Source organism: Hyphobacterium sp. (genome assembly GCF_965217055.1).
Classification (GTDB): domain Bacteria; phylum Pseudomonadota; class Alphaproteobacteria; order Caulobacterales; family Maricaulaceae; genus Hyphobacterium.
The window spans coordinates 464,363-488,180 of the sequence record NZ_OZ244227.1; the positions used below are offsets into that span (position 1 = coordinate 464,363).

The following is a 23,818-nucleotide window of genomic DNA, read 5'->3' on the forward strand; positions in this document are numbered from 1 at the left end:
ACTAACGCACGTCTTTCAGGTCAGAGAAAGCGGTCTTGCGGCCACCTTCAGGAAAATGATCCGCGATCGATTTGCGCCGCGGGCGGGAAGCAATCGCCTCGGCCTGGCGGTCGCCGGCATCGACCAGCAGGCGCAACTCATCTGAAAGCGACTGGGCGCGCTGGACATTGGCTTCCAGCCTTTCACCACTGTCCTTGGCTGCGCGTTGCAGCGCTGCCAGGCTGGCGCGCGCCCGTTCCGACGCCTCGTCGAGGGCGATAATGGACGCGCGGATGCCATCTTGTCCCGAGCGCAGGGCCCGAAGCTTGGCATCCACCCGCCAGAGCATGATTGCGGCGAGAAGGACAAGCAGCGCCACGGCGCCTTCGAATACCAGCGATGCAAGCGTCATACGGACCTCATCAGGGCTTTCTTGGTGCGAGTGGAGAGCGGCGAGCCAAGCCGAACGGCCACATTGTAGCCTAGGCGGCCCATACGGCCCTTGGTCAGCGGGACGGCCCCGCATCGCAGCTCTACGGGGCTTTCCGGGCCAGCATCGAGATAGATCGTGTCTCCGACCTTCATGTTCATGACCTTGCCCAATGGCATCCGGATTTCATCCAACACTGCAGAGACTTCCATGCGGGTCGACCAAAGCTCGGTCGCGAGGTGGCTTTCCCAGATATTATCGCGCCCAAACTTCTCACCCATGAATTGCTGGAGCAGCATTTTCCGGATTGGTTCGAGCGTCGCATAGGGCAGAAGCAATTCGACGCGACCGCCGCGGTCTTCCATGTCGACGCGAAGCCGCACAAGAATGGCGGCGTTGGCGGGCCGGGCGATTGCCGCAAAGCGCGGATTGGTTTCGATCCGCTCGAGCGCGAAGTCGACTTCTGTCAGCGGCTCGAAGGCCGCCTTGGCATCCTGCAGCACGACCTCGATCATGCGTTGCACGAGGGTCCGTTCGATCGTCGTGTAGGGACGCCCCTCAATGCGCATCGCGCTGGTGCCACGGCGCCCGCCAAGCAGGACGTCGACGATCGAATAGATCAGGTTGGAATCGACCGTCAGCAGACCATAATTATCAAGTTGTTTCGCGCGGAAGACCGAAAGGATGGCCGGCAGCGGGATCGAATTGAGATAATCGCCAAAGCGCATCGAGGAGATGTTGTCGAGGCTGACCTCGACATTGTCCGACGTGAAGTTCCGTAGAGAGGTCGTCATCAGTCGCACGAGGCGGTCGAACACGATCTCCAGCATTGGCAGTCGTTCATACGAGACCAGGGCGGAATTGATGATCGCGCGAATGCCGGACTTGTCGGCGCCCTCGTCATCCGACATCGAAAAGCCCAGCAGGCTGTCGATTTCGTCCTGGTTGAGGATACGCTCGGGCGCTGCGGACGCGGGCGAATCGCCACCGTCCTCACCGACCATGGAATTCCATTCCTCGGAAAGCTCATCGCCTTCCGCGGTCTCACCTTCGGCATTCTCCGGAACTTCCGGCTCCGGCGCTTCGGTTTCTGCTGCGTCAGCCATCTACCACCCTAAACGATCAACAAATTCGTGATCAGCACGCTTTGCACGCGTTCCTCGCCGAGGACGAGCTGCGCGCGGCGCAGGAGTTCGATCCGGATGCGCTGCATGCCGGCGCTGCCGGCAAGGTCTTCCGGCCGAAGCTCGCGCAGAAAGCCCATGTATTGATCGACCAGCCTGCGGCCTTCGAGGGTGAGCGTCTCGCCATCCGATTCGAGCAGAACGTGGCCGAGATCTTCTTCCGGTGTCTCGAAGCTTAGCGACAGGGTCAAAATCGAATTGCCGCCGCGCGCATCGACAATCGACACGGTGATATCGGGGAAGGAGGCAATATGGATATCCTCGCCGTGGCTGCTATCGCCGTGGCCACCATCATGGCTGTCAGCGCCAGTCTCGCCATGTTCGCCCGCTTCAGCGACGGCGTGTTCATCCTCGCCGCCACCGGACAACAGAAGGAAAGCGGCAGTGCCGCCGAGGAGCAGGATCACGACCGGCAAGCCGATAAACAGCGCCAGCTTCATGATTCCAGGCTTTTTCTTCTTGCCCTCGCCCTCTTCCTCGCCTTCGGCGTCCTCGGTTTCGACCTCTTCGTTTTCGTCGGCCATCGCTCGGCTCCGATTCCCTTGCAGATCAAGGCGATTAACGCTCGCTCCGGTTAACGAGGCGTTTGCATTTGCAGGCCAACCGGCAATTCCTGCCCAGCGGAGGGGTGCAATCTGCCGGAATGCCGGGCACATAGCGGCGTGACATTTACGTAAACTGTTGTATTTGCTACTTATTAACCATGGCACGCGGGCTGCAAGGCGGGGGCCAAGCGCTGCAAAAGACGGTGCTCGAAAACATAACGCTCCAGAACGGACGGAACGCGCCATGGATAACGCCTTGATGATCGGGCTTTCGCGACAGCTGACGCTACGCCGCGAAATGGAAATTACCGCAAACAACATCGCAAACGCCAACACGCCGGGCTTTCACGTCGAATCCCTGCTGATGCGAAACGAGGCCGCCGAGACCGCCAGTTCGCAGGACGGTCCGCGCGACCTGCAATATGTCGATGCCTGGGGAATGGGCCGCGATTTCCGCGAAGGCTCGCTGGATTTCACCGGCCGGACGCTGGATGTCGCGCTGGAAGGCGACGGCTTCTTCCAGATCGAGGGCCGCGACGGCGAAGCACTCTACACGCGCGACGGCCGCTTCCGCCTCGACAGCGAAGGTCGGCTGACCGTCGCCGATGGCGCTCCGGTGCTCGACGATCTCGGCGCTCCCATCCTGATCGATGCCGCCCAGGGCGAGGTCATGATCACCGAGGACGGTGCGCTGGTCCAGAACAATGCCGAGGTCGCGCGTCTCGCGGTGTACCGCTTCGAGGACCGGTCGCTGCTCGAGAAATCGGGCAATGGCCGGTATGCGGCCGGCGAGGCGCAAGCCGACATCGCCGCCGATGCGGTTATCCGCCAGGGCTATGTCGAGGCCTCCAATGTCCAGCCCATCCTCGAACTCACCCGCATGATCGAGACGATGCGCGCCTATGAATCCGTTTCCCGCTTCCTCTCGCAGGGCGAGGAACTGAGCCGCAAGGCGATCGAACGCCTCGGCCGAGCTTAAGGGAGTTAAGCCATGCGATCCCTCACCACCGCCGCGACGGGCATGCAGGCCCAGCAGATGAATGTCGAGGTCATCTCGAACAACATCGCCAACATGAACACGACGGCCTTCCACCGCCAGCGGGCCGAATTCCAGGACCTGATCTACCAGAGCGTCGAGCGCATGGGCGCCTCGTCCTCGGACGCCGGGACGATCGTCCCGACGGGCGTCCAGGTCGGGCTCGGCGTGCAGGCCGCCTCGGTCTACCGGATTACCGAACAGGGCAGCCTGACCCAGACCGGCAACCGCTACGATCTCGCCATTTCCGGCCGCGGATATTTCCGCATCCAGCTGCCGTCCGGCGAGGATGCCTATACTCGCGCCGGCAATTTCGCGGTCAGCCCGGACGGCCAGATCGTGACCACGGACGGCTACACTGTCGCCCCCGGCATCGCCATTCCGCAGGGCGCACGCGATGTCGCGATCAACCAGCAGGGACAGGTGCAGGCGATCATTGATGGCCAGCCCGACGCGCAGGTTGTCGGCCAGCTGGAATTGTCGACTTTCTTCAACGAAGCCGGGCTGGAAGCGCGCGGCGACAATCTGTTCACCGAGACCGCTGCCTCCGGCGCCCCCACCACGGGCACACCCGGCTCGACCGGTTTCGGCGTGGTCCGACAGGGCTTCGTCGAAACCGCGAACGTCAATGCGGTCTCGGAGATCACCGCCCTGATCCAGGCCCAGCGGGCGTATGAAATGAATGCCCGCGTCATCTCGGCCTCCGACGAGATGATGGCTGCCAGCTCGAACCTTCGGTGAGGACGGATAGATGAAAACCCTGCTCTTCGCCCTCGCCCTGGTGCTGCTGCCGCCGCCGCAGCTGGCCTTCGCCGACGATCCCGTCATGCTGCGCGACCGGCTGCGTGTCGAAGGCGCCGTCATCACGCTGGGCGATCTGTTCGCCATCGAGGGCGAGGCCGCCGGAATCGTCGTGGCGCGCGCACCGCAACCCGGCCGCCGCACCTCGCTGGACCCGGATTATATCCGCAGCCAGGCGCGCGAGCACGGGCTGGCCTGGGGCAATCCCAACCGCCTGCGCCGCATCACGGTGGAGCGCGCCAGCCGGGTCATCGATACCGACATCCTGGCTGAGATGATTGCCGGCGAGCTCTATGGCCGCGACGGCAATGAATACGATGTCGCCCTGTCCGGCGCGCAGGCTATCCATGCGCCGCTCGACAGTGCCGGCCTGCCGGAGATCGTCGCCTTCGATCATGCCGCCTCGAGTGGTGTCTTCCAGGCCGAGTTGATCCCTTATGACGGTGCGGATCCGGTGCGCATCAATGGCCGCGCTTTCGCGACCATCGAAGTGCCGGTGCTGGGCCGGGCCATCCCCGCGGGTCATGTGATCGAGCCTGCCGACCTCGACTGGCAGGCGGTGCGGGCCGACCGTCTGCGCAACGATGCGGTGATGCATCCCGACCAGATGATCGGCCAGGAAGCCCGCCGCGCGCTGCGTCCCGGGGAAGCGGTCCGCGCCTACGATCTGCAGGCCCCGGTCATCATCGCCCGTGGAGAGATTGTGAGCCTGGTGTTCACCGTGCCGGGCCTGTCGCTGACCGCCCGCGCCCGGGCGCTGGAGGATGCTGGCGCGAACGAGATCGCGCGCTTCGTCAATCTGCAGTCCAACCGCACGGTAGACGCGATGGTGGAAGGCCCGGGCCGCGCCCGTGTCGTCACCGCCGGACCGTCCTGAGCCGAATCCGGAGACTCCTACAGTTTTCGGTGAACCACCTCCTACTACTACGACTACGACAACGAAAAAGACCAACAAAAACAATACCCGCCAATTCAACACTGGGAAAAGAGCCATGATCCGCAAACTGCTTGTCATCTCCGCCGCCGCTTCGCTCGGCGCGTGCGCCACGGCCGAACGGCTGACCGAGGTCGGCGCCGTCCCCGCCCTGTCGCCGATCGAGAACCCGGCGCTCTATGCGACGGGTCCGAATTCCGGCTCGCCGCATCACGACCGCCAGGGCCGCTATACCGGCCAGTATAGCCCGCAGCACTCCTACGGCGGACAAGCGCCAATCCGGGCGCCGCAAGCGCACGCCGCCGCACCGCAACCTCATCAGTCGCAACACCACGCCCACGCCGGCGCCATCCCGGCGAGCTATGACGCCTCGCCGACCAATTCCCTGTGGACGCCCGGCCGCCAGACCTTCTTCGGCGATCCGCGGGCGGCCAATCCGGGCGACATTCTCACCGTCGCCATCAATATCGCCGACAGTGCCAGCGTGCAGAACTCCACCAATCGCTCGCGCACCAGCGCCGAGAACAGCAATCTCACCAATTTCCTGGGCGGCGAGGCGGCGCTCTCGCAATTCTTCAACGATGCGATCGATCCGACCTCGATCGCCAGTTTCGGCTCCAATGGCTCGCACACTGGCACGGGCGGTGTCAGCCGCTCGGAATCGATCAGCCTTTCGGTCGCCGCCATCGTCACCGACCGCATGCCGAACGGCAATCTGGCGATCGCCGGACGCCAGGAAGTGCGCATCAACAACGAGGTCCGCGAGCTCCTGGTCTCGGGCGTGGTGCGCCCGCAGGACATCGCCTCGGACAATACGATCCGCCACACCCAGATCGCCGAAGCCCGCATCTCCTATGGCGGCCGCGGCCATATCTCGGATGTTCAGCGCCCGCGCGTCGGCCAGGAGGTCTTCGACATTCTCTGGCCGTTCTAGGTTTTCTCCGGCCCTGACCGGCCGGAGCTCCGCTCCACCACCCAGTGGCGCACCTTGGCCCCTGTCGCTCCGGCGACAGGGGTTATTTTTGCTTGGGCTCCGATCTTTCGAGGGCGGCTACGCCGCCACCTCAAGATGAGGTGGGCGGGTGGCTTTGACGTCTGGGAAGCGCCTGAATTAACCTCCCACCTACTTCATGGTGAGGTGCTGGCCGTAGGCCAGCCTCGAACCATGCAAGGCGGGTGGCCTCCGATCCTTCGAGGCTCGCTACGCGAGTACCTCAGGATGAGGTGAAAGGGTGGCAGAGAGCTTAGCGAATACGAGGGTGTCGAAGCACAAACCCACCTCATGGTGAGGTGCCCGGCGCAGGCGGGCCTCGAACCACGCACAGCGAAGACACCTGGATTCAATCTTTGATTGTGGTACATTAAACCATGCGCCAGCCACCCAAGATGATCTGGGTCTACATCCTGCGCTGCGCAGACGGCTCCTATTATACGGGCACGCACCGGGGCGAGGACATGGAGCAACGCGTCGCCGAGCACCAGGCCGGCACATTCGGTGGATACACTGCGGCCCGCCGACCGATCGAACTGGTGTGGGCGGACTGGAGTTTCCAGCTTGCCGATGCGGTGGCTTTCGAGCGCCAGATCAAGGGCTGGTCACGCGCCAAGAAAGAAGCCTTCATTGCGGGGGATTGGCAGGCTCTAAAACGGCTTTCAAAACGGCGCGGCGGCAAACCAGCGTCCTGAAATTCCCACAATCCACCTCATGTTGAGGTGCTTTCCGCCAGGAAAGCCTCGAACCACGCGAGGGCAGTTGGCCTCCGATCCTTCGAGGCTCGCTATGCGAGCACCTCGGGATGAGCTGAGAAGGTGGCAGAGGGCTTAGCGAATGCGAGGGTGACGAAGCTCTCACCTACCTCATGGTGAGGAGCCGCCGAAGGCGGCCTCGAACCACGCAAAGCGCCCGGCCTCCGGTCCCTTGAGGCTCGCTATGCGAGCACCTCGGGATGAGGTGCCAGGTCGGCAAAATATGGGTTGTAAATTCAGACGAATTTAATCGTCCCGGTGCACCCGTTCAGACCGCTCATGGCGTTCCTGGGCTTCCAGCGACAGGGTCGCGACGGGGCGCGCGTCGAGGCGTTTCAGGCTGATCGGTTCGCCGGTTTCCTCGCAATAGCCATACGTGCCTTCGTCGATGCGGCGAAGCGCCGAGTCGATCTTGGAGATCAGCTTGCGCTGGCGGTCGCGGGCGCGCAGTTCCAGCGAGCGGTCGGTTTCCGTCGAGGCGCGGTCGGCGAGATCCGGCATGGTGCCGACGTCTTCCTGCAAAGCCTCGATCGTGGTCCGGCTTTCGCGGATGATCTCTTCCTTCCAGGCTTCCAGCTTGCGCCGGAAATATTCCTGCTGCCGCTCATTCATGAACGGCTCCTTGGTCGTCGGCTTGTAACCGGCTGGAAGTTCTATGGAAGAGGATGAAGCGTCGTTCTTCTTCGCCATTACGCCAACTCCCGTTTACTCACTGCCCCCCACAGGCGGGCCCGAAATGACGCAAGCGGCGTGCCAAGTCAATTCGGAAAAGCTGTCAGACCGGGTAAATTTCCTGTTAGAATCCACAGGAAATAGGCGAGTATAATCGCAGACTTAGGCTTCCAGCTTAGCCAGTTCGACGGCGGCCCTCGTCTCGACCTCGTCCAGCATCTGCTCGAGGCGGGCGTCCTGCGTGGCCTCGCGGCGCGATTGCAGCAGGTCCATCAACGCCACCAGCTTGGTACGCGGAATGCCGCCTTCCAGAAGGGCGAGCTTCAGATCGTCAAGCACGTCGAGCATGGAAAAGGCGCGTTCGGTGGCACGCTTCCTGGCGCCGGCGAAATCGCCGACCGATTGCAACGCCAGGATGGCATCGACCGAGGTCAGCGCGCTGGCGCCGGACGCGGCGGCGACACCCGGCTGTCCGCCGGCCTTCGCCGTATCGACGGAAAATCCCTCGCCCCCGGCCTTGCCGGCGCGGCGTTTGGAAGACACGGAAGAGGTGGACCCTGGTCCGGTGACTTTCATCGTGTGGACGTCCCCGATGTGGCATTTCCTGTTGGCCATGAAAGTCTTCTGCTTCGGCTTAACAAGCGTTTAAGGCCTGCCGGCGGCCCGGCAAATCTTGCCGTAGCGGGGCGATTTGCCGATCAAGGCGCCGGGCGCACTTCCAATACCGACTTTGTTTTCAATAACTTACGCGCAGCCTCACATGGCACGGATTTCGCACCTCCGTGTGCGAGACAAAAACAGGGGACACCCCGGATCATGCGCCGCGCCACCTATCTCTTTGCCGCCCTCACCTTCCTCGTCGGCCTCGCCGTGCTGACCACGCCGGCCCACGCCAATTCGCGCATCAAGGACATTGCCGATGTCGAAGGCGTGCGCGACAACCAGCTGGTCGGTTACGGCCTGGTGGTCGGGCTCGACGGCACCGGCGACAGCTTGCGCAATGCCGCTTTCACGCGGCAATCCCTGTCGGCGATGCTGGAACGCTTCGACGTCAACACGCGGGATGCGACGCTGAACACGCGCAACACCGCTGCCGTCATCGTCACCGCGCATCTGCGCCCGTTCGCGACACAGGGCACGCGGGTCGACATCACCGTCTCGGCGATCGGCGATGCCTCCTCGCTGCAGGGCGGCACGCTGATCGCGACACCGCTGATCGGCGCGGACGGTCAGGTCTATGCCGTCGGCCAGGGCCAGCTTGCCGTTGGCGGATTTGCCGCCCAGGGTGATGGCGCCTCGGTCACGCGCGGCGTGCCGACGGCCGGCCGCATCGCCAATGGCGGCCTGGTCGAACGCGAGCTGCGCTTCGACCTCGCCAACCGCTCGGCGATCCGCCTGGCACTGCGCAATCCGGATTTCACCACGGCGCGGCGCACGGCCGAAGCGATCAATGCCTATCTCGGCTCAGATGCGGCCCGCGCTTCCGATCCTGCCACCATCGTCCTGAGCCGGCCGGATTATTATGAGGGCGACATGGTCGCGCTCCTGTCCGAGGTCGAATTGCTGCGCGTCGAGCCCGACCTTCCGGCAAGGGTAATCATCGACGAGGCGACCGGAACGATCGTGATGGGCGAGAATGTGCGCGTCTCCACCGTCGCCATTGCACAGGGCAATCTGACGATCTCGGTGTCCGAGACGCCGATCGCCAGCCAGCCGGCACCGTTCTCCGAAACCGGCGAGACCGTTGTCCTGCCGCGTACCAATGTCAGCGTGGAAGAAGACCTCTCGCAGCTCGGCGTGCTGGATGATGGCGTCTCGCTGTCCGACCTGGTCGACGGGCTCAACGCGCTTGGCGTTTCGCCGCGCGACATGATTGCCATATTGCAGGCGGTCGCCGCCTCCGGCGCGCTGCAGGCCGAGATCGAGGTGCTGTAGCGATGGACGGGCTGATGAATCCAGATGCCCAGCTGGCGCAGGCGTTAAGCGGCGCATCGGCCGGCCGCGAGCCGCAGCTGCGCCGCGTCGAGAACGAGGAACAGGCGCGCCAGGTTGCCGAGGAGTTCGAGGCCTTCTTCCTGTCGCAAATGATCGAGGCGATGTTCAAGGGCGTCGGCGAGAACAATCCTTTCGGCGGCGGACCGGGCGAAGCCGCATTCTCCGGCCTGTTGCACGAGGAATATGCGCGCGTCATGGCGGGCACGGGCGGGCTCGGCCTGGCCGACAATCTGACCGCCGAAATCCTGCGCTACCAGGAATCCGGAGAGGTCTGACCATGCTGGCTGCCAATTCCCCTGCTGAACGCGCCGAGGCGCTGATCCTCCTCACCTCGCGGCTGACCGAGCTGATCGAGACGGAAACCGCGCTGTTCGAGGCGCACCGGCCGCTCGAGGCCAAGCCTTTCCAGGACGAGAAATCGAAGCTGGCGACGATCTACCGGCGCGAGATCGCCGCGGTGAAGAGTGAGCCCGACCGGCTCGAGGCGGCCCCATTGGCCCTGAAGCAGCAGCTGAAAACCGTGACCGCGGCCTTCACCGAGGCGCTGCACGCCAATGGCCGCGCGGTGGACAGCTTGCGGGTGCTGACCGAAGGCATTGTCCGCTCGGTCGCTGACGAAGCCGCGCGCCTGCGCGACCAGGATGCCGGTTATGGCCCGGGTTCGGCGCGCCCGCCGTCCTCTGCGCCCGCAATCGCGGTGAACCAGCGGGCCTAGACCTGCCGCTCTGCCAAATGCCCAATAATGTCATCCCCGCAGAAGCGGGGACCCAGAGCAGCGGTGACGCGCTTTCGCCCTGCGCGCAGTTTGCTCGGCGACGACGCTTTCGGCTGGTTGGCTCCGGGCGTGACCGTTTCAAGGACGCAACTGGGTCCCTGCTTTCGCAGGGATGACAATGGTTTTCTGAAGTTACGTTGTCGCCCCCTCGCTGGGAGGGGAAAGCCAGGCCGTCCTCGCCTTTCATTCCATGCTGGCCAGTCTTTCGCGCCGGGATTTCAGCTCAAGGGTGAAACCGCGAAGCGGCGCTTTCGCGCCCTTGACCTGAAAACCCGGCGCCGAAAAATCCCGGCAAGGCATGAAGGGCCATTTGTGGTCACCGATTCCTGTCACCTATCTCCCACACGTCATCCCGGACAGGCGACGGTCTGATCCGGAACCCATTCCGGAATGCCCGGGTCCCGGAATCACGGAATCACCGGATCAAATCAGAAATACGCCGTGGCGTTGGTGCCGCTACCGGCCTGCAGGCGGGCGAGACCGGCGGAATAATTTGCATATTGTGCGGTCATGTAGGCGGGAACCGTGCCGCCCCTGTTGCCCTTGCCCTCTCCGTTGAGAAGGTCCTTCAGCGCCTGCGGCGTGGTCAGGTCGCGATAGGCGCGCTGGACAATGTTCATCGCTTCCTCGAGCGCCTTGGCGGCAGCGGCTGCGCGGTCCTTGGTGGCGAGGGAGATGTCATTGCCGAGCTCGAGCGCGAAGACTTTCGGCGCTGCCGATGTCTTGTCGCGATCGAGAAAGCTCTCCTTGCCGGTGACAGCACCGGCCACCAGGCCAAGCCCTTTGAGCGCATCGCGGCCGTCGGACCCGGCGAACAATTCGATGGTGACGTTCGGATTGGGGGTGATGCGCAAAACATCGCCCGCCGTCGAGCGGCGTACATCGGAAGCGCCGTCGAGCACCAGGGCGGCATTGATCTTGAAGGTCAGGGCGCGCAGCGAATCGTCGGCATCGACGGTGATCTTCTTGCGGCGACCGCCATCGACCGAGATGTAGAAATGATCGCCATCGCGGACCGAGGTGCGGTCGGTGACGACGCGCGTGTCGGCATAGGCGAGCGTGCCCGCCGGCAGGCCGAGATCATCGAGAATGCTGTCGCCTGCCGGATCGACAACCAGGCCATTGGCCTGCGAGATGCCGCCACGGCCGGAAATCTGGGTCGTGAAATGGGTGGCGCCGGTCGTCGCATCGAGCGAGGCGGCGAACGCATTACGGGTGCCGTTCTGGGTGGCGCCGGCCAGCTCGCCCGTGGTCTTGCCGGCGAGGTAGACCGTGCCGGCCGAGACCTGAACGGACGCGGCGCTGTCATCGGCGTCGGAGCCGACAAACTGCGTCCATTGCGTGGTCGGGCTGACACCGTCGGTGAGCTTCACCACAACCGCGTCTCGGCCGCCGGAATGCGCCGTCAGCGGCGCGGATGGCGCAAAGGACGATCCGGCCGAGCCCGCGAAATAGATATCATCGCCATCAACCGTCAGCCCGCCGATCGCGCCGTCCTCCAGATCACCGAGATCGACCTCCCAGATCGCAGCACTGTCGCCGTCAGCGGTATCGTATTTACGCAGGAGCGCGCGGCCATCCTCATTGCTGGCGACCAGCAGGCCGCCATCGGAGGCAATGGCCACGGCCTCGGCGCGCTCGTCGCGCGTGCTGCCGGTGCGGCGCGTCCAGGACAGGGTGCCGTCGCTGGCATAGGCGCGGACATAGCCATCGCTTTCGCCGCCGCCATGGCTCTTGCCGCCAAAGGCCGAGCCGGCCTGTCCGGCGACATAGATCGCGCCATCGGCGGCCACGGTAACCGCGGTCGGGCTGTCGTCCTCGGTGCCGCCGAAACGCTTGAGCCATTGTTCCACGCCGGCGGAGTCGAACTTGGCGACGAAGCTGTCACTGCCGCCGATGCTGGTGGTATCACCGAGCGCGCCAGTGACCGTGCCGGCAACGACAATATCGCCATCGGGATCCACGGTGATCGAGGCGCCGGCCGCGTCGCTGGCGGCGCCGAGCGTGCGGGTCCAGACCGTCTTGCCGGTGGAATCAATCTTCTGCAGGACGAGATCCGTGTCGCCCTTCACCACGCGGCCGGCGATGTCCGCACTGGTCTCGCCGAGCACGTAAAGCGCGCCGTCCGCGCCCAAGGCCGACGCCTTGAGCTCGAGCGGGTTGGTGGTCGTGGAGGTCGTCTCCTTGCCGTCATCGTCGACCGTGGTGAGCTCGTCGGGGCTGGCTTCCAGCCGGCGGGTGAACTCGGTGACCGGTGTGCCTGACGCCAGGTCGGTCAGCTTGACGATCTGTCCGCCGGCACTGTCGCCGATACCCGATGTGCCGGTGAGATAGACAGCGGGCGCGGCGGTTGCCGCGGAGAAGGTGATCACCTCGGTCGAGGCGCCCTGGATCTTGAAACCGAAATCATTGCCCGCGATCACGCCGTTCTCGTCTTCCTCGCCGATCTTCACGCGTTCGAAGGTGGAGATCATGCCGGCATTTTCGAGCGCGGTGTTGATGTGGGCAGCGATGTTGTCGAGATTGCGCGTCGTCGCGCCCATGTCGGCGAGGTCGATATTGATCGGCGTGGTGACGCCGGATTTCTTCACCGAGATCGTGAACTGGACATCGCCCGTCAGGCTGGCGACCTCGGCGTCGAAATCGCCGGTGTGGATGACCCCGGTCGTGTATTCCGACAGCCCGCGCGAAATTGCGACACCGGCCTCGGCCTTGGACAATTCCTCGCCCTTGAGGACGGTAACGCCTTCAAGATCGGTGTCCTGGAAGAACGCGTCGAGCTGGCCGGCGCCTTCGAGAAAGCGGCGGTTGAGAAAGTCACGGCGTGAATCGATCGTCGTCTTGTCGGCGGCTTCCTCGGCGAGCGCATACATGCGGCGCAGGCCCTGGTGCATCGCGAACAGCGTTTTGATGTCGGTCGAGGCACCGGTATTGGAAAACTCCGAAAGCTTTGAATCGAAGAACTTGCCGCTGGCCAGCACCTTGCGGCTGACCTCGTCGAGCCCGGTGATATCGCCGCGCACATCCCAGGGCGGCAAGACGTCCTTGCCCTGTTGCGCCGCCGCGTTCGCGCCCGCCGACGCGCCCGAAAGCTGCGGCGTCAGGCTGGCCAGACGGGTCGCCGTCTTGGCCTGGTACCAGCCGGTCAGGGCGGTGAAGTCGAACGGCGTGATTTCCACGCGGGTGCACTCCTTCGAGTTGACCGCTCATGATCGCGCCGAGACATTGGGATTTCGTTTATTTTGAAGGTAAACACGCGGTCTAGGCCGCGATGCTCAACGCCAGTGGCGGGGTCGAGAATTCCGCCTCGCCGAGCGGCTCTTCTGCTTGCGCGAGGGCCGCGTTGAGTCGCGATATGTCGGGCCTGCGCAGGCACAGGGCGGCCAACTCGGCGGATGTTATGGTCGCGGCCTTTTCGCCGAGCTCGGCATAGACAGCGGCACAGAAATCGAGATCGGCCGGTTCCTCCAGCGTCCAGCGGAGATTGTCGAGCCCGTTGCCCGGCCCGGTCAGCGCGACACGCCGCATGCGCGGATGGGTGCGGATCCAGCCGGTAACGGACTGACGGTCGAAGGGCCGCGTCGCATTGCGGTCGGCTTCCTGGAGGACGTGCGCCGGGAAGGCTTCGCACTGGAGGCCGTCGGGGAAACGCATCGGCATGTTGTTGCAGGCGAAATCCGCATAGGTGTCATCCAGGAGATTGACCACGCGGCTGCAGATCTGCGGATCAATGAAAGGATGGTGCCCGGAGACGCGAACGATGGTTTCGGCCCCGGATTCGCGAACGGCACGCGCGATACGGGCCAGCACATCCTCTTCCGGACCGCGCGTTACCATGTAGCCGGCATCGGTCGCCTCTTCGGCGATTTCATCGTTCTCGGCGCCGTCCGGAACGGCCGCGAGGACAATCTCCGCGCCGTCGATCTGACGGCACCGGTCCATGCAGCGCAGCAGTGCGCTGCGCTCGCCCAGGGCTTCGAGAACTTTCAACGGAATACGGGAGGACGCGGCGCGAGCCTGCACGATGACTGCCAGTGTCATGGCCATCTCCCCTATTTGTCACATGAAGGATCGCGTCTTCGGCCTAACGGCGCGTTAACCGGCGCACTCAAAAACTTAACGAAATTGATTCGTCAGGTGCGCCATGGCCACGCTCGCAACACTTTCATCCGCTGATATCGAGGGCCTGTTTTCAGGGCGGGACTTCCGCGAGCCGCGCATTGATCTGGACGGCAAGACCATACTGATCACCGGCGGCACCGGCTCCTTCGGCAAGCGCTTCGTGAAAAACGTGCTGGAGGAATTCAAGCCGCGAAAGCTGATCGTGTTTTCGCGCGACGAATTGAAACAGTACGAGATGGCGCAGGAATTTTCTCCGGCGGACCATCCCTGCCTGCGCTATTTCATCGGCGATGTGCGCGACGAGACGCGGCTCGACATGGCGATGCGCGACGTCGACATCGTCGTTCATGCCGCCGCGCTCAAACACGTGCCGATTGCCGAATACAATCCGTTCGAGTGCATCAAGACGAATGTGATGGGCGCGGAAAACGTGGTGCGGGCCGCGATCAAGCGCGGGGTCAAGCGCGTCGTCGCCCTGTCCACCGACAAGGCAGCGAGCCCGATCAATCTCTACGGTGCGTCCAAACTGGCATCCGACAAGATCTTCACCGCCGCCCAGCACATGGGCGGACGCAATGGCCCCGTTTTCTGTGTCGTGCGCTATGGCAATGTCATCGGTTCACGCGGCTCTGTTGTTCCCTTCTTCAAGAAGCTGATCGCCGAGGGCGCCACGGAATTGCCGATCACCGATGCGCGCATGACGCGGTTCTGGATCACGCTGGACCAGGGCGTGAACTTCGTCCTGTCGAGCCTGGCCATGGCAAAGGGCGGCGAAGTCTTCGTACCGAAGATCGCGTCAATGTCGATCACCGAGCTGGCGCATGCCGTCGCACCTGATCTGCCCCACAAGATCATCGGCATCCGCCCCGGCGAGAAACTGCACGAGGTCATGGTGCCCGAGGATGATGCGCGCCAGACGGTCGAACTTGAAGACCGCTATGCGATCCTGCCTGCGATGGAGGCCGAAATGCGGGCGCGCTATCTCGCCGAGGGCGCGAAGGCGATGCCGGAAGACTTCGCCTATGCTTCTGACAGCAATCCGGAAATCATGGATGCGCGCGCGCTGCAAGGCCTTGTCGAGCAGCGGCTGAAGGCGATAGGCAGCTAGCGCTTTTCCAACAGAAACCACGTCCCGTCATCGGACCAGGAAATCGGGTCACGGTGATAGAAGAAGCCGTAATCCTTGAGCTCCAACCGGTCCTTGAAACGGTCAAGCATTTCGCCGGCCCAGTCGCGCTTGAACAGGCGGCCCTCATGGCCGCGATAATTCACCTCGACCGGCGTCGGATTGTAGTATTCGAACAACAGGATGTGGCGGTCAGAGGCGTTGAACAGCACATCATAAACCTGCGGCAGAACCTCCGGATTGAGGTGGATGAGCACGCCGCAGATCATCGTCAGATCGAAGGTTTTCGACGGCGTGTAATCGAGCACGGAGGCGGTTCCGAACGCGACGGAAGACGTCTGGCATACCTGGGACGGCAACCCGGCAGTCATGAATGCCCCAGCGCTGAAAAGGCGTTTCGAGGTGCGTTGGAGCGCATTGCCGCCTAAGCAATTGTAGATCCCGATCGCTGGTTTCCGCACCGACTGCCGGGGCCATCCGCGCGCTCTGATGTTCGGATATTCATCACTATTGCCGTCAGGGGCCGGATACCAGAACCGCCGCCATCAACCCCGGACGACCGCCCCGCTGCACGGTGCGGCGCCCGGCCCAAAAAAAGGAAGTGTCACAAAAATATCACCCCCAAACGCGAACATTAACATAAAGTAAGGTGTTGGCATCTGTCGATCAATTCAATATCCAGATTGGACTATTCAGCATGAAAAATATCAACTTCAGACTGTTATGCAGTACTTCCATGTTCTTGGCTGCCACGGTGGTCGGGGGACCCGCTTTTGCGCAGAACCCGTCCGGTTCGCAGGCCAGTGAGGCGGACGATGTTGTCATCACGATCGGTACGCGCCGTGCGCAAAGATCGAATGTTGATTCCACGTCTCCAATCGACGTTTTCCCGGGAAGCGAATTCGTCAACCAGGGGACCAATGATGTCGCGGATCTGCTGCGAACATCGGTTCCGTCCTATAATGTGAACACTCAACCGATTTCAGATGCCGCGACCATCATTCGCCCCGCGAATGTTCGTTCGCTGTCGCCGGACAATGTATTGATCCTGCTCAACGGCAAGCGGCGCCATCGCGGCTCTGTCATCTCGTTTCTGGGCGGCGGAATTGCTGATGGTGCCCAAGGGGCTGACGTCAGCGTGATTCCGGCCCTCGCACTCAGGCAGGTTGAAGTCCTGCGCGATGGTGCGTCGTCACAGTATGGTTCAGATGCGATCGCAGGCGTGATAAACTTCCAGCTGAGAAACGACGATAGCGGTGGTACATTGGAAGCCGTTTATGGCTCCACGTATGAGGGCGACGGCGTTAATTACCGCGTCGCCGGCAATATCGGATTGCCCCTCACCGAGAACGGCTTCCTGAACCTCACGGCCGAGTTTTCGGATGTTGAAGGCACGGTTCGCTCTGTAGTCCGCCAGGACGTTCTGGACCTGATCGCAGCCGGAAACACCGACGTTGCCGATTTCCGGACCATCAACTCGTACACCGATGAAGTGCCCCAATACTGGGGTCAACCCGATGTCAGCGATAACTACAAGCTGTTCTACAATGCCGGTATCGACCTGAATGCCGACACCGAGCTCTATTCGTTCGGGAACTACGCGGAACGGACGGTTGAAGGCGGCTTCTTCTACCGCAACCCAACCAATCGTGGCGGGGTTTACAGAGGTCCGTTGGTTGATCCCGTCACCGGCGTCGCAGATCCGAACGGCGTCCCGTCCATTCGTGTTGGCGACCTTGACGGTCTCGGAATCGGGGGCTCGTGCCCGGCAGGGATTCCGCTGACCCAAGGGGGCGGCCTGATCGCTGACCCGGCTATTCTGGCTGCCGTGATTGCAGACCCAAACTGCTTCTCGTTCGTCGAGACAATCCCGAGCGGATTCGTCCCGCGTTTTGGCGGCGACAATACCGATTACTCCTTCGCCCTGGGTGTGAGGGGCACCATCGATCTGGGTTCCGGACTGCAATACGACGCCAGCGTCGTGCACGGTTCGAGCAAGTCCGACTTCTTCATCAACAATACCATCAACGCGTCACTGGGTCCCAACACGCCGCGCGATTTTGATCCGGGCGCGTACCAGCAGACTGAAACCATTTACAATCTGGACTTCAGCTATGCTGTTCCCTTTGGCGACTTTGCCTCTGATCTGAACATTGCGTTCGGGGCGGAATATCGCGAGGAAGAGTTTGAAATCACCCAAGGGGATGCAGCGTCTTTCGCGCTCGGCCCTCTGGCGGATCAGGGCTTTTCTTCAAGCTCGAACGGGTTCGGCGGGTTCACCGCCTCCTCCACGAGCGAACAGTCGAGCTATGGTCTGTACGTCGATCTCGAAGCCGACGTCACTGACAATCTGACCCTTCAGGGCGCTGTGCGTTTTGAAGATTATGACCAGTTCGGAAACACGACCGACTACAAGTTAGCGGGTCTGTATCAAGTCAATGAAAACCTGCGCTTCCGCGCCACGGTGTCGACCGGCTTCCACGCGCCAACCGCCGGTCAGGCGAATGTGACCAACGTCACGACCCAAAACGTCAATGGCAACCTGATCGACCAAGGCACGCTGCCGCTGTCATCCGCTGCAGGCCAGTTGGCCGCGGACTTCATTTTGGCCCGGGATGGCGCCCGCCCCACCTTGGGCACTGAAGAAGCCCAGAACTGGACGCTCGGTGCCGGCTTCAACTTGGGTCCATCCACCTGGACGATTGATTACTTCAATATCGATGTGGACGACCGGATCGCCCTCTCTGCCAACGTCGACTTTCTGGCGGCCCTGAACTATTTCGGCGGTCAGGCTGGCCTGCCGACGTTCGCCGATGTGTCCACGGGCATCACGGAATTGTCGAATGCTGGCGTGATCAACCGGAACGACTTTGTCGGATTCGAAGATCTCACTCAGTTCCGTTACTTCACCAACAGTTTCGACACCACGACAACCGGTGTGGAAGTGGTCGGCACGATCCCGATCGAGCTGACCAGTGGTGGGGATACGGACCTGTCGGTCTCGTTCGCTTGGATCGACACCGAAGTTGACAATCGCGGGACCATCAACCCGATCAGTGCGAGCCGTGTGGCGGCGCTCGAAGAGCTGCTGCCGGAGTTGAAAGGCAATGTGACCCTGACCCACGTCGAGGGTGATTGGCGCTTCCTGGCACGCGCTGTGTACTATGGCGAATGGGAAGATACCGGCAATGGCACCGGTGAGGTCGGTGCTGAAGTCGTGTTCGACGCCGAAGTCGGATACTCCGTCAACGACGACCTGGAGCTTATTCTGGGTGCGACCAACCTGTTCGACAGCTATCCGGACGAAAATCCGAATGCGAGATCTCTGGGTCAGCTTTACCCGGAAGCCTCGCCGTCCGGCTTCAACGGCGGGTCTTTCTACGTCAAGTTCCGCTATACGTTCAATTAAGCTTCGTCGAATGCAAACTATCGGGCCGCCTGTTCGGGCGGCCCTTTTTCTTTGCGCCTCTAGATCTCGACCCCAGAGAAACATCAGCATCCCGTACAGGTCGGGCCGCGCCGGAAATTCCAACCCTTCATTATCCGGTTTATCCGGGCGATCTGCCGGTCCCCAAGATTCCCCGAACAGGTTGGGGGATAACAGGGATTTGATTGCCTTGATGCGGTGACGGGGGTGCGATTTTGAGAACCCCTCACCCGGTCGCTCATCGCAAGGCGATTTCGCGCCCCTCCCTCTCCCCTTCCAAAGGGGAGGGGGTAGAGGAAGGCGGCCATGCTATGGTCGGCTTTCGAGGGTGAGGGGTTGATCCGATCAGCGCTTCTCCAGAAGGAACCACGTCCCGTCATCAGACCAGGAAATCGGGTCACGGTGATAGAAGAAGCCGTAATCCTTGAGCTCCAGTCGGTCCTTGAAACGGTCAAGCATTTCGCCGGCCCAGTCGCGCTTGAACAGGCGGCCCTCATGGCCGCGATAATTCACCTCGACCGGCGTCGGATTGTAGTATTCGAACAACAGGATGTGGCGGTCAGAGGCATTGAACAGCACATCATAAACCTGCGGCAGAACCTCCGGATTGAGGTGGATCAGCACGCCGCAGATCATGGTGAGATCATAGCTGCGCCCGGGTTCGTAATCGAGCACCGAGGCAGTATCGACCCTCGCGATGCCGAGCTCATTTGCCTGGCGCGCCGATTGCTCATTGATCTCGATGGCGGCAAGCTCTGTCGACGGTGAAACATTTTTCAGGGCGACCAGGTTGAGGCCGATATTGCAGCCGATCTCGAAGGCCGATCCGACCGGCGCCGCCTTGCGCAACATACGCGCCATGCAGGCGGTGCGGGCCGCGACGAGGCCCGGTTCCAGCGCACAGCGGTCGCGATATTCATCGCCAAACTGGCCGGCCCAGAAGGCTTCCTGTTCGGTCTTGTAGCTCATGTCATAATCCTTGCGGCGTGAAGGCGTTCGGCGAACGCCCAGTCATCTTCGGTGTCGATGTCGATGGCCTTCAAGCGATCGAGCAGGAAGGGCCGGAAATGAAGCGGTGCGCTGCCGTCGGTTTCGGCCAGCAGGCTGGGGGCGGCAAAAATCGAGAATGCCCCGGCATCACGATAGGCAGGGGTCAAGTCCTGGGTGCGCTTGCCAAACTGCGCCTCGTCGGCGGTCTGCAGATAGCCATCCTTCTCGATGAACAGCTTCTCGATCGGCGAGCCAACTTCCGCCACCGCGAGAACCGGGTGCGTGCGGTGCGCTTCGAAATCCGTGATCGCGGCCGAAATGTCGCGAGGTTCGACAAAGAAGGCCGTCGCATAGAGCAGCGCGGCGGTCTCGAAAGCCTGGCCCCGGCGTTCGTATTCACGCAGCGTCCAGCTGACGACGGCGCGGATCGGTGCAAAATCATCGGCAATTTGAGGAGCGCGCAGGAATTCCGGTGGATGTCCGGCGGCGCCTGCAATCGCGGCGATATCCGGATCATCGGTCGAGACATGGATCACGTCGAACAGGCCGCTGGCTTCGGCGGCCGCGAGGATGTGCGTCAGCGCCGGCTTGCCGGCGAACGGCCGCACATTCTTGCGTGGAATGCGCTTCGATCCGCCGCGCGCGGGAATGATCGCGATGCGTTTCATGGCGCGATCCCGGCACGCAATATATCGCCGGCCCGCGGGCCTTCGTTCACAAGCAGGTCGAGCGCAGACATGAAGGGTTCGAACGGCCCGTGCAGCTGGGCGTGCTCGGGATGCGTATAGTCGAAATAGGCCAGCGAAAGGCCGGCCTCTACAAAGGCATCGCTGTCTTTCAGATAGGCGCGGGAACCGGGCGGTGAGAGATATTTCTGCACGCCATGCGCACGGCACAGGGCGACCAGCCGGTCGGCCTTGCGGGCGGAAACCGGTGTCGCCGACGCGCGCACGGTCGGCGTTGTGATGCCGAACTCCTGCGCCATCCAGGTGATGATCGCTATGTTGAGGTCGCAGATCTGACCGGTGTGCCCGGTCATGATGTTGTTCAGTTCCGGCAGGTAGCGATTGGCGAAAGGCGCTTTCGCAAAGCTCATTTCAATGGTGCGCCACATTACGTCCGGAAATTTCGCGTCAGGCTGGATGCGGGCTTCTGCAATCGTCTGACCGCGCAGGCCCTTGGTGAGCACCGGTACGGTGAGCCAGACAATTCCGTTCGGCGTCTTGATGCGATTGCGCTGTTGCCAGGAGCGCTTGTCGAACTGGACATCGTCGAGGAAGACGAAGAGATCGACCGACGCCATAAGCGCGAAATAACCGCACCAGGGCAGGAAGGTCGGCTGCATGATGGCGGCGCGCTTCGGCGCGGGAGCAGTGGCGGGGTGGGTCATGCCTCGATGGCGGCGAGGACGCCGCCCTTCCCGTAATCATTGCCATTGTAGAAAACGATGCGCTGGCCCTTGTGGCTCAGCACGATAGCGTATTCGACCATGTCGCTGTCCTCGCCCGCGCCGGGTTCGAGGCCCGGCGGATCGGTGCGCGTCCAGTTGAGGCCGTCGGACGAGACCGCCTGCTGCAGGCGATAAACGTCGCCCTTCGAGGCGAACCACATGCGCCAGTGCTCGCCATCATGCCAGACAAAGGGGCGCGCGAGCGCGCTCTCACCGGGTTCGAAGTCGATGGCGACGCGCCCGTCACGCTGCCAGTGCAGGCCGTCTTTGGAGGTTGCCACCTGGATATTGTAACGCGGCAGGTCCTTGTGCACCCATTCGACGCCGGCGACGTAATACATGCGCCAGCCGATGGGGATCCTGACGACCCAGGGCGCGGTGTTGATGAACGGGTTCACCCGGCAGCGTTCAATGATCGGCGCACGGGACCAGCGCTCGAAGCGCGTTTCGCTCGCCGTGCGGATGGCGAGACCGCCGAACAGGTCCATGCGCGTCGTGCCGCCCGGCTTGAAGCCGATATAATAGAGCCGGGTCTCGCCGCCGGTGTTGATGATGCAGGATGGCAGGACGCCATTGTCATCGAACGTGCCCAGCGCGCCGGGCGCGAGTTCAGGTTCTTTCACGCGCTCGATCTCGACATCGGGCTGGTCGAGATCGATCAGCGACCAGCCGATGTGCGACTGGTTGTCGGTATTGCGGCCGCCCCACCAGATCCGCCACAGCGAGTTCTCGACATGCTCGGGCGTCGGCAGCATGGCGTGGGTCCGCCCCCACCAGGTGTCCGGATCAGGCCGGATCACGGTTCCGAGCTTCGTCCAACTAGTCATCGAGGCCGAAATAATTGTTGCGGATCTTGCGGCCCTTGGGGTCGTCAGGACCAAAGACCGTCGCCGGCGCGCCGAGCACGACCGAGCCTGCCTCGACATCCCTTGTCAGGCTGGCATCCATCGCGATGAAGGCTTCGTCGCCGACTTTCAGGAAGTCGCGCAGCGTCGCGTTGACCCCGAAGAAGCAGCGTTCGCCGATGCGGCAATGGCCGGAAACAACGATGTGCGAGGCGAAATAGGTGTGGCTGCCGATATGGCTGCCATGGCCGATATGATTGCCCGACCAGAGCATGACATTGTCGCCGAGCTTCACGGTTGGCTGGATGGTCTGGTTTTCCAGGATGAAGCAGTTCTCGCCCATTTCGAGGTCGGGCCAGGTCGCCGAGCGCGAGCAGACATAGCTGGCCAGCGTATAGCCCGCCGCCTTGGCCTGCTCGAACTTGGCCTGCCGCAGGCGGTTCAGCTTTTTATAGGAGAGCGCGACATGCATGGCATAGCGGTCCGGCGGAAAGCGCTTCACGGTTTCCGACCAGGGGATCATCGGAAGCCCCCTGAACGTGTCGCCCTCCACGAATTCGTCATCCACGGTAAAGGCGACAACGTCGTATTCGCTGTCCTCGGTGAAATAATAGTGCGCAAGCTCGGCGACTTCCGCCGAGCCGAAGATCACCAGTTCGCGGCTAGCGCTCATTGACTGCCTCCCAGGTGACGGGTTCATGCGCAGGAATGGCGGCCCTGGCCGTGGTGCCGAACAGGCGTTCGAACTCGCGCGCGGCGATGCCCCTGCGGGCGCGGATCGCCTTCACATTGTGCGGGCCGATCGTCTCGCCGGCGGCAATGTCGCGAATGGTGTAGAAATGCCGGCGATAGATGGGAGATTTGGTCTCCGCATCCTTCATTCCGAATTGCGGGCCACCGAGTGCGGCATGGGCATCGCGGACCGTCTCGCACAGGCGTTTCAACTCGTGTGGCTCGATGGCGAAGGAGGAATCCGGTCCGCCATCAGCGCGGTCGAGCACGAAATGCTTCTCGATGATCGCCGCGCCGAGACAGGCGGCAACAATCGGCGCCGTGATGTCCAGCGTATGATCGGAGAAACCGATCGGGACCGGAAAGCGCTCGCGCAGCGCGGTGATGTTGCGCATGTGCGCGCTGTCGATCGGGGCGGGATAGGCGCTGACGCAATGCAAGAGCGCGTAATTGCGCGCGCCCTCGCCTTCGAGAAACGCCACCGTGTCGTCAATTTCCTCCAGGGTGGCGGTGCCGGTCGACAGGATGAGCGGCTTGCCGGTTGCCGCGGCGTGGCGGATCAACGGCCAGTCTGTGAACTCGTTCGAGGCGATCTTGTGTGCGGGCGTTTCGAGCCCTTCCAGCAGGTCGACCGCGTCATTGTCGAAGGGCGAGGAAAACACGGTGATGCCGCGTGCCCGGCCATGGTCGAAGAGCGCCGGAAACCAGTCATAGGGCGTTGCAGCTTCCTGGTAGAGCCGGTGCAAACTCCAGCCCGCCCAGGTGCCGGACGTGATCTGGAAATCCGGCTTGTCGCTCGGCAGGGTCAGGCTGTCGGCTGTATAGGTCTGGAACTTGACGGCATCCGCGCCGCATTCCGCGGCGACATCGATCATCGCCAGCGCCTTGCCCAAATCCTTGTTATGATTGCCGGAAACTTCCGCAATGATGTAGGGCGCATGGCCGTCGCCGATCTCTCGTCCGGCGATCTGGAAGGCGGCTCTGGGAGGCTGGGCGTGGTTCGTCATCGGATGCGTCCAAGGCTTGCGC

At 62.6% G+C, this 23,818-nt stretch carries 24 protein-coding genes; 10 read left to right on the plus strand and 14 right to left on the minus strand.

Going from position 1 to position 23,818, the window contains the following annotated elements; translation table 11 throughout:
• Nucleotide 1: 1 nt before the first annotated feature.
• From ACOOFN_RS02295 to ACOOFN_RS02305, 3 genes are read right to left on the minus strand one after another with little or no spacing between them, the layout of a single operon-like run.
• A complete protein-coding gene (locus ACOOFN_RS02295; protein ID WP_420433271.1) occupies nt 2-391 on the minus strand; it encodes a DUF6468 domain-containing protein in 390 nt (129 codons plus the stop codon).
• Nucleotides 388-1,515, minus strand: coding sequence for a flagellar motor switch protein FliM (gene fliM, locus ACOOFN_RS02300; RefSeq protein ID WP_420433273.1), 1,128 nt, complete (start codon nt 1,513-1,515; stop codon nt 388-390). The genes ACOOFN_RS02295 and fliM overlap by 4 nt, the downstream gene beginning before the upstream one ends.
• An 8-nt stretch (nt 1,516-1,523) precedes the next feature.
• Nucleotides 1,524-2,117: a flagellar basal body-associated FliL family protein gene (locus ACOOFN_RS02305; RefSeq protein WP_420433275.1), complete on the minus strand. Its 594-nt coding sequence runs from the start codon at nt 2,115-2,117 to the stop codon at nt 1,524-1,526.
• 265 nt (nt 2,118-2,382) lie between these two features.
• Here ACOOFN_RS02305 and ACOOFN_RS02310 point away from each other — a divergent pair, with 265 nt between their 5' ends.
• The 5 genes from ACOOFN_RS02310 (at nt 2,383) to ACOOFN_RS02330 (ending at nt 6,595) form a co-directional block, all read left to right on the plus strand.
• A complete protein-coding gene (locus tag ACOOFN_RS02310; RefSeq protein ID WP_420433277.1) occupies nt 2,383-3,117 on the plus strand; it encodes a flagellar hook-basal body protein in 735 nt (244 codons plus the stop codon).
• Nucleotides 3,118-3,129: 12 nt separating this feature from the next.
• The gene (flgG, locus tag ACOOFN_RS02315; protein WP_420433279.1) at nt 3,130-3,915 is read left to right on the plus strand and encodes a flagellar basal-body rod protein FlgG; all 786 of its coding nucleotides are present in this window, start codon (nt 3,130-3,132) and stop codon (nt 3,913-3,915) included.
• A 10-nt stretch (nt 3,916-3,925) separates the two neighbouring features.
• Nucleotides 3,926-4,852 carry a flagellar basal body P-ring formation chaperone FlgA gene (gene flgA, locus ACOOFN_RS02320; protein WP_420433281.1) on the plus strand — a complete coding sequence of 309 codons (927 nt, stop codon included), beginning with the start codon at nt 3,926-3,928 and terminating at the stop codon, nt 4,850-4,852.
• A gap of 115 nt (nt 4,853-4,967) precedes the next feature.
• Nucleotides 4,968-5,843, plus strand: a complete 876-nt coding sequence (gene flgH, locus ACOOFN_RS02325; protein WP_420433283.1) for a flagellar basal body L-ring protein FlgH — start codon at nt 4,968-4,970, stop codon at nt 5,841-5,843.
• A gap of 434 nt (nt 5,844-6,277) precedes the next feature.
• Nucleotides 6,278-6,595, plus strand: a complete 318-nt coding sequence (locus tag ACOOFN_RS02330; RefSeq protein WP_420433285.1) for a GIY-YIG nuclease family protein — start codon at nt 6,278-6,280, stop codon at nt 6,593-6,595.
• Between the two features lie 306 nt (nt 6,596-6,901).
• Here ACOOFN_RS02330 and dksA read toward each other — a convergent pair whose 3' ends face one another.
• Entirely contained in the window at nt 6,902-7,345 is a 444-nt protein-coding gene (dksA, locus tag ACOOFN_RS02335) for an RNA polymerase-binding protein DksA (RefSeq protein ID WP_420433287.1), read from the minus strand.
• Between the two features lie 144 nt (nt 7,346-7,489).
• Nucleotides 7,490-7,942, minus strand: a complete 453-nt coding sequence (locus ACOOFN_RS02340; RefSeq protein WP_420433289.1) for a flagellar assembly protein FliX — start codon at nt 7,940-7,942, stop codon at nt 7,490-7,492.
• A gap of 201 nt (nt 7,943-8,143) precedes the next feature.
• On the opposite strand from ACOOFN_RS02340, the gene ACOOFN_RS02345 reads away from it, so the two are divergent.
• Genes ACOOFN_RS02345 through ACOOFN_RS02355 form a run of 3 tightly spaced genes read left to right on the plus strand, consistent with a single transcriptional unit; the run spans nt 8,144 to nt 10,037 of the window.
• Nucleotides 8,144-9,262 (plus strand): flagellar basal body P-ring protein FlgI, encoded by a 1,119-nt coding sequence (locus tag ACOOFN_RS02345; RefSeq protein ID WP_420433291.1) that lies wholly within the window; start codon nt 8,144-8,146, stop codon nt 9,260-9,262.
• A 2-nt stretch (nt 9,263-9,264) separates the two neighbouring features.
• Nucleotides 9,265-9,597, plus strand: coding sequence for a rod-binding protein (locus tag ACOOFN_RS02350; RefSeq protein WP_420433293.1), 333 nt, complete (start codon nt 9,265-9,267; stop codon nt 9,595-9,597).
• Between the two features lie 2 nt (nt 9,598-9,599).
• Nucleotides 9,600-10,037 carry a flagellar basal-body protein FlbY gene (locus tag ACOOFN_RS02355; RefSeq protein WP_420433295.1) on the plus strand — a complete coding sequence of 146 codons (438 nt, stop codon included), beginning with the start codon at nt 9,600-9,602 and terminating at the stop codon, nt 10,035-10,037.
• Between the two features lie 488 nt (nt 10,038-10,525).
• Here the strand turns inward: ACOOFN_RS02355 and ACOOFN_RS02360 are convergent, their stop codons facing one another.
• Nucleotides 10,526-13,276, minus strand: a complete 2,751-nt coding sequence (locus ACOOFN_RS02360) for a hypothetical protein (RefSeq protein ID WP_420433297.1) — start codon at nt 13,274-13,276, stop codon at nt 10,526-10,528.
• An 82-nt stretch (nt 13,277-13,358) separates the two neighbouring features.
• On the minus strand, nt 13,359-14,138 hold the full coding sequence (locus ACOOFN_RS02365) for a cytidylyltransferase domain-containing protein (protein ID WP_420433299.1): 780 nt from the start codon (nt 14,136-14,138) through the stop codon (nt 13,359-13,361).
• Nucleotides 14,139-14,241: 103 nt separating this feature from the next.
• Here ACOOFN_RS02365 and pseB point away from each other — a divergent pair, with 103 nt between their 5' ends.
• Nucleotides 14,242-15,327, plus strand: a complete 1,086-nt coding sequence (gene pseB, locus ACOOFN_RS02370; RefSeq protein ID WP_420433301.1) for a UDP-N-acetylglucosamine 4,6-dehydratase (inverting) — start codon at nt 14,242-14,244, stop codon at nt 15,325-15,327.
• Here pseB and ACOOFN_RS02375 read toward each other — a convergent pair.
• Nucleotides 15,324-15,716 carry a pseudaminic acid biosynthesis-associated methylase gene (locus ACOOFN_RS02375; RefSeq protein ID WP_420433303.1) on the minus strand — a complete coding sequence of 131 codons (393 nt, stop codon included), beginning with the start codon at nt 15,714-15,716 and terminating at the stop codon, nt 15,324-15,326. The genes pseB and ACOOFN_RS02375 overlap by 4 nt on opposite strands.
• Nucleotides 15,717-16,042: 326 nt before the next feature.
• Here ACOOFN_RS02375 and ACOOFN_RS02380 point away from each other — a divergent pair, with 326 nt between their 5' ends.
• Nucleotides 16,043-18,754 carry a TonB-dependent receptor plug domain-containing protein gene (locus ACOOFN_RS02380; RefSeq protein ID WP_420433305.1) on the plus strand — a complete coding sequence of 904 codons (2,712 nt, stop codon included), beginning with the start codon at nt 16,043-16,045 and terminating at the stop codon, nt 18,752-18,754.
• Nucleotides 18,755-19,117: 363 nt separating this feature from the next.
• On the opposite strand, the gene ACOOFN_RS02385 is transcribed toward ACOOFN_RS02380, so the two are convergent.
• Genes ACOOFN_RS02385 through pseI form a run of 6 tightly spaced genes read right to left on the minus strand, consistent with a single transcriptional unit; the run spans nt 19,118 to nt 23,796 of the window.
• Nucleotides 19,118-19,741 carry a pseudaminic acid biosynthesis-associated methylase gene (locus tag ACOOFN_RS02385; RefSeq protein ID WP_420433307.1) on the minus strand — a complete coding sequence of 208 codons (624 nt, stop codon included), beginning with the start codon at nt 19,739-19,741 and terminating at the stop codon, nt 19,118-19,120.
• Nucleotides 19,738-20,430 (minus strand): cytidylyltransferase domain-containing protein, encoded by a 693-nt coding sequence (locus ACOOFN_RS02390; protein ID WP_420433309.1) that lies wholly within the window; start codon nt 20,428-20,430, stop codon nt 19,738-19,740. Before ACOOFN_RS02390 ends, ACOOFN_RS02385 begins: the two co-directional genes overlap by 4 nt.
• Nucleotides 20,427-21,152 (minus strand): WbqC family protein, encoded by a 726-nt coding sequence (locus ACOOFN_RS02395; RefSeq protein ID WP_420433311.1) that lies wholly within the window; start codon nt 21,150-21,152, stop codon nt 20,427-20,429. The genes ACOOFN_RS02390 and ACOOFN_RS02395 overlap by 4 nt, the downstream gene beginning before the upstream one ends.
• Nucleotides 21,149-22,039, minus strand: a complete 891-nt coding sequence (locus tag ACOOFN_RS02400) for a hypothetical protein (RefSeq protein ID WP_420433313.1) — start codon at nt 22,037-22,039, stop codon at nt 21,149-21,151. The genes ACOOFN_RS02395 and ACOOFN_RS02400 overlap by 4 nt, the downstream gene beginning before the upstream one ends.
• On the minus strand, nt 22,032-22,730 hold the full coding sequence (locus ACOOFN_RS02405; RefSeq protein ID WP_420433315.1) for an acetyltransferase: 699 nt from the start codon (nt 22,728-22,730) through the stop codon (nt 22,032-22,034). Before ACOOFN_RS02405 ends, ACOOFN_RS02400 begins: the two co-directional genes overlap by 8 nt.
• The gene (gene pseI, locus ACOOFN_RS02410) at nt 22,720-23,796 is read right to left on the minus strand and encodes a pseudaminic acid synthase (protein ID WP_420433317.1); all 1,077 of its coding nucleotides are present in this window, start codon (nt 23,794-23,796) and stop codon (nt 22,720-22,722) included. The genes ACOOFN_RS02405 and pseI overlap by 11 nt, the downstream gene beginning before the upstream one ends.
• Nucleotides 23,797-23,818 lie beyond the last annotated feature (22 nt).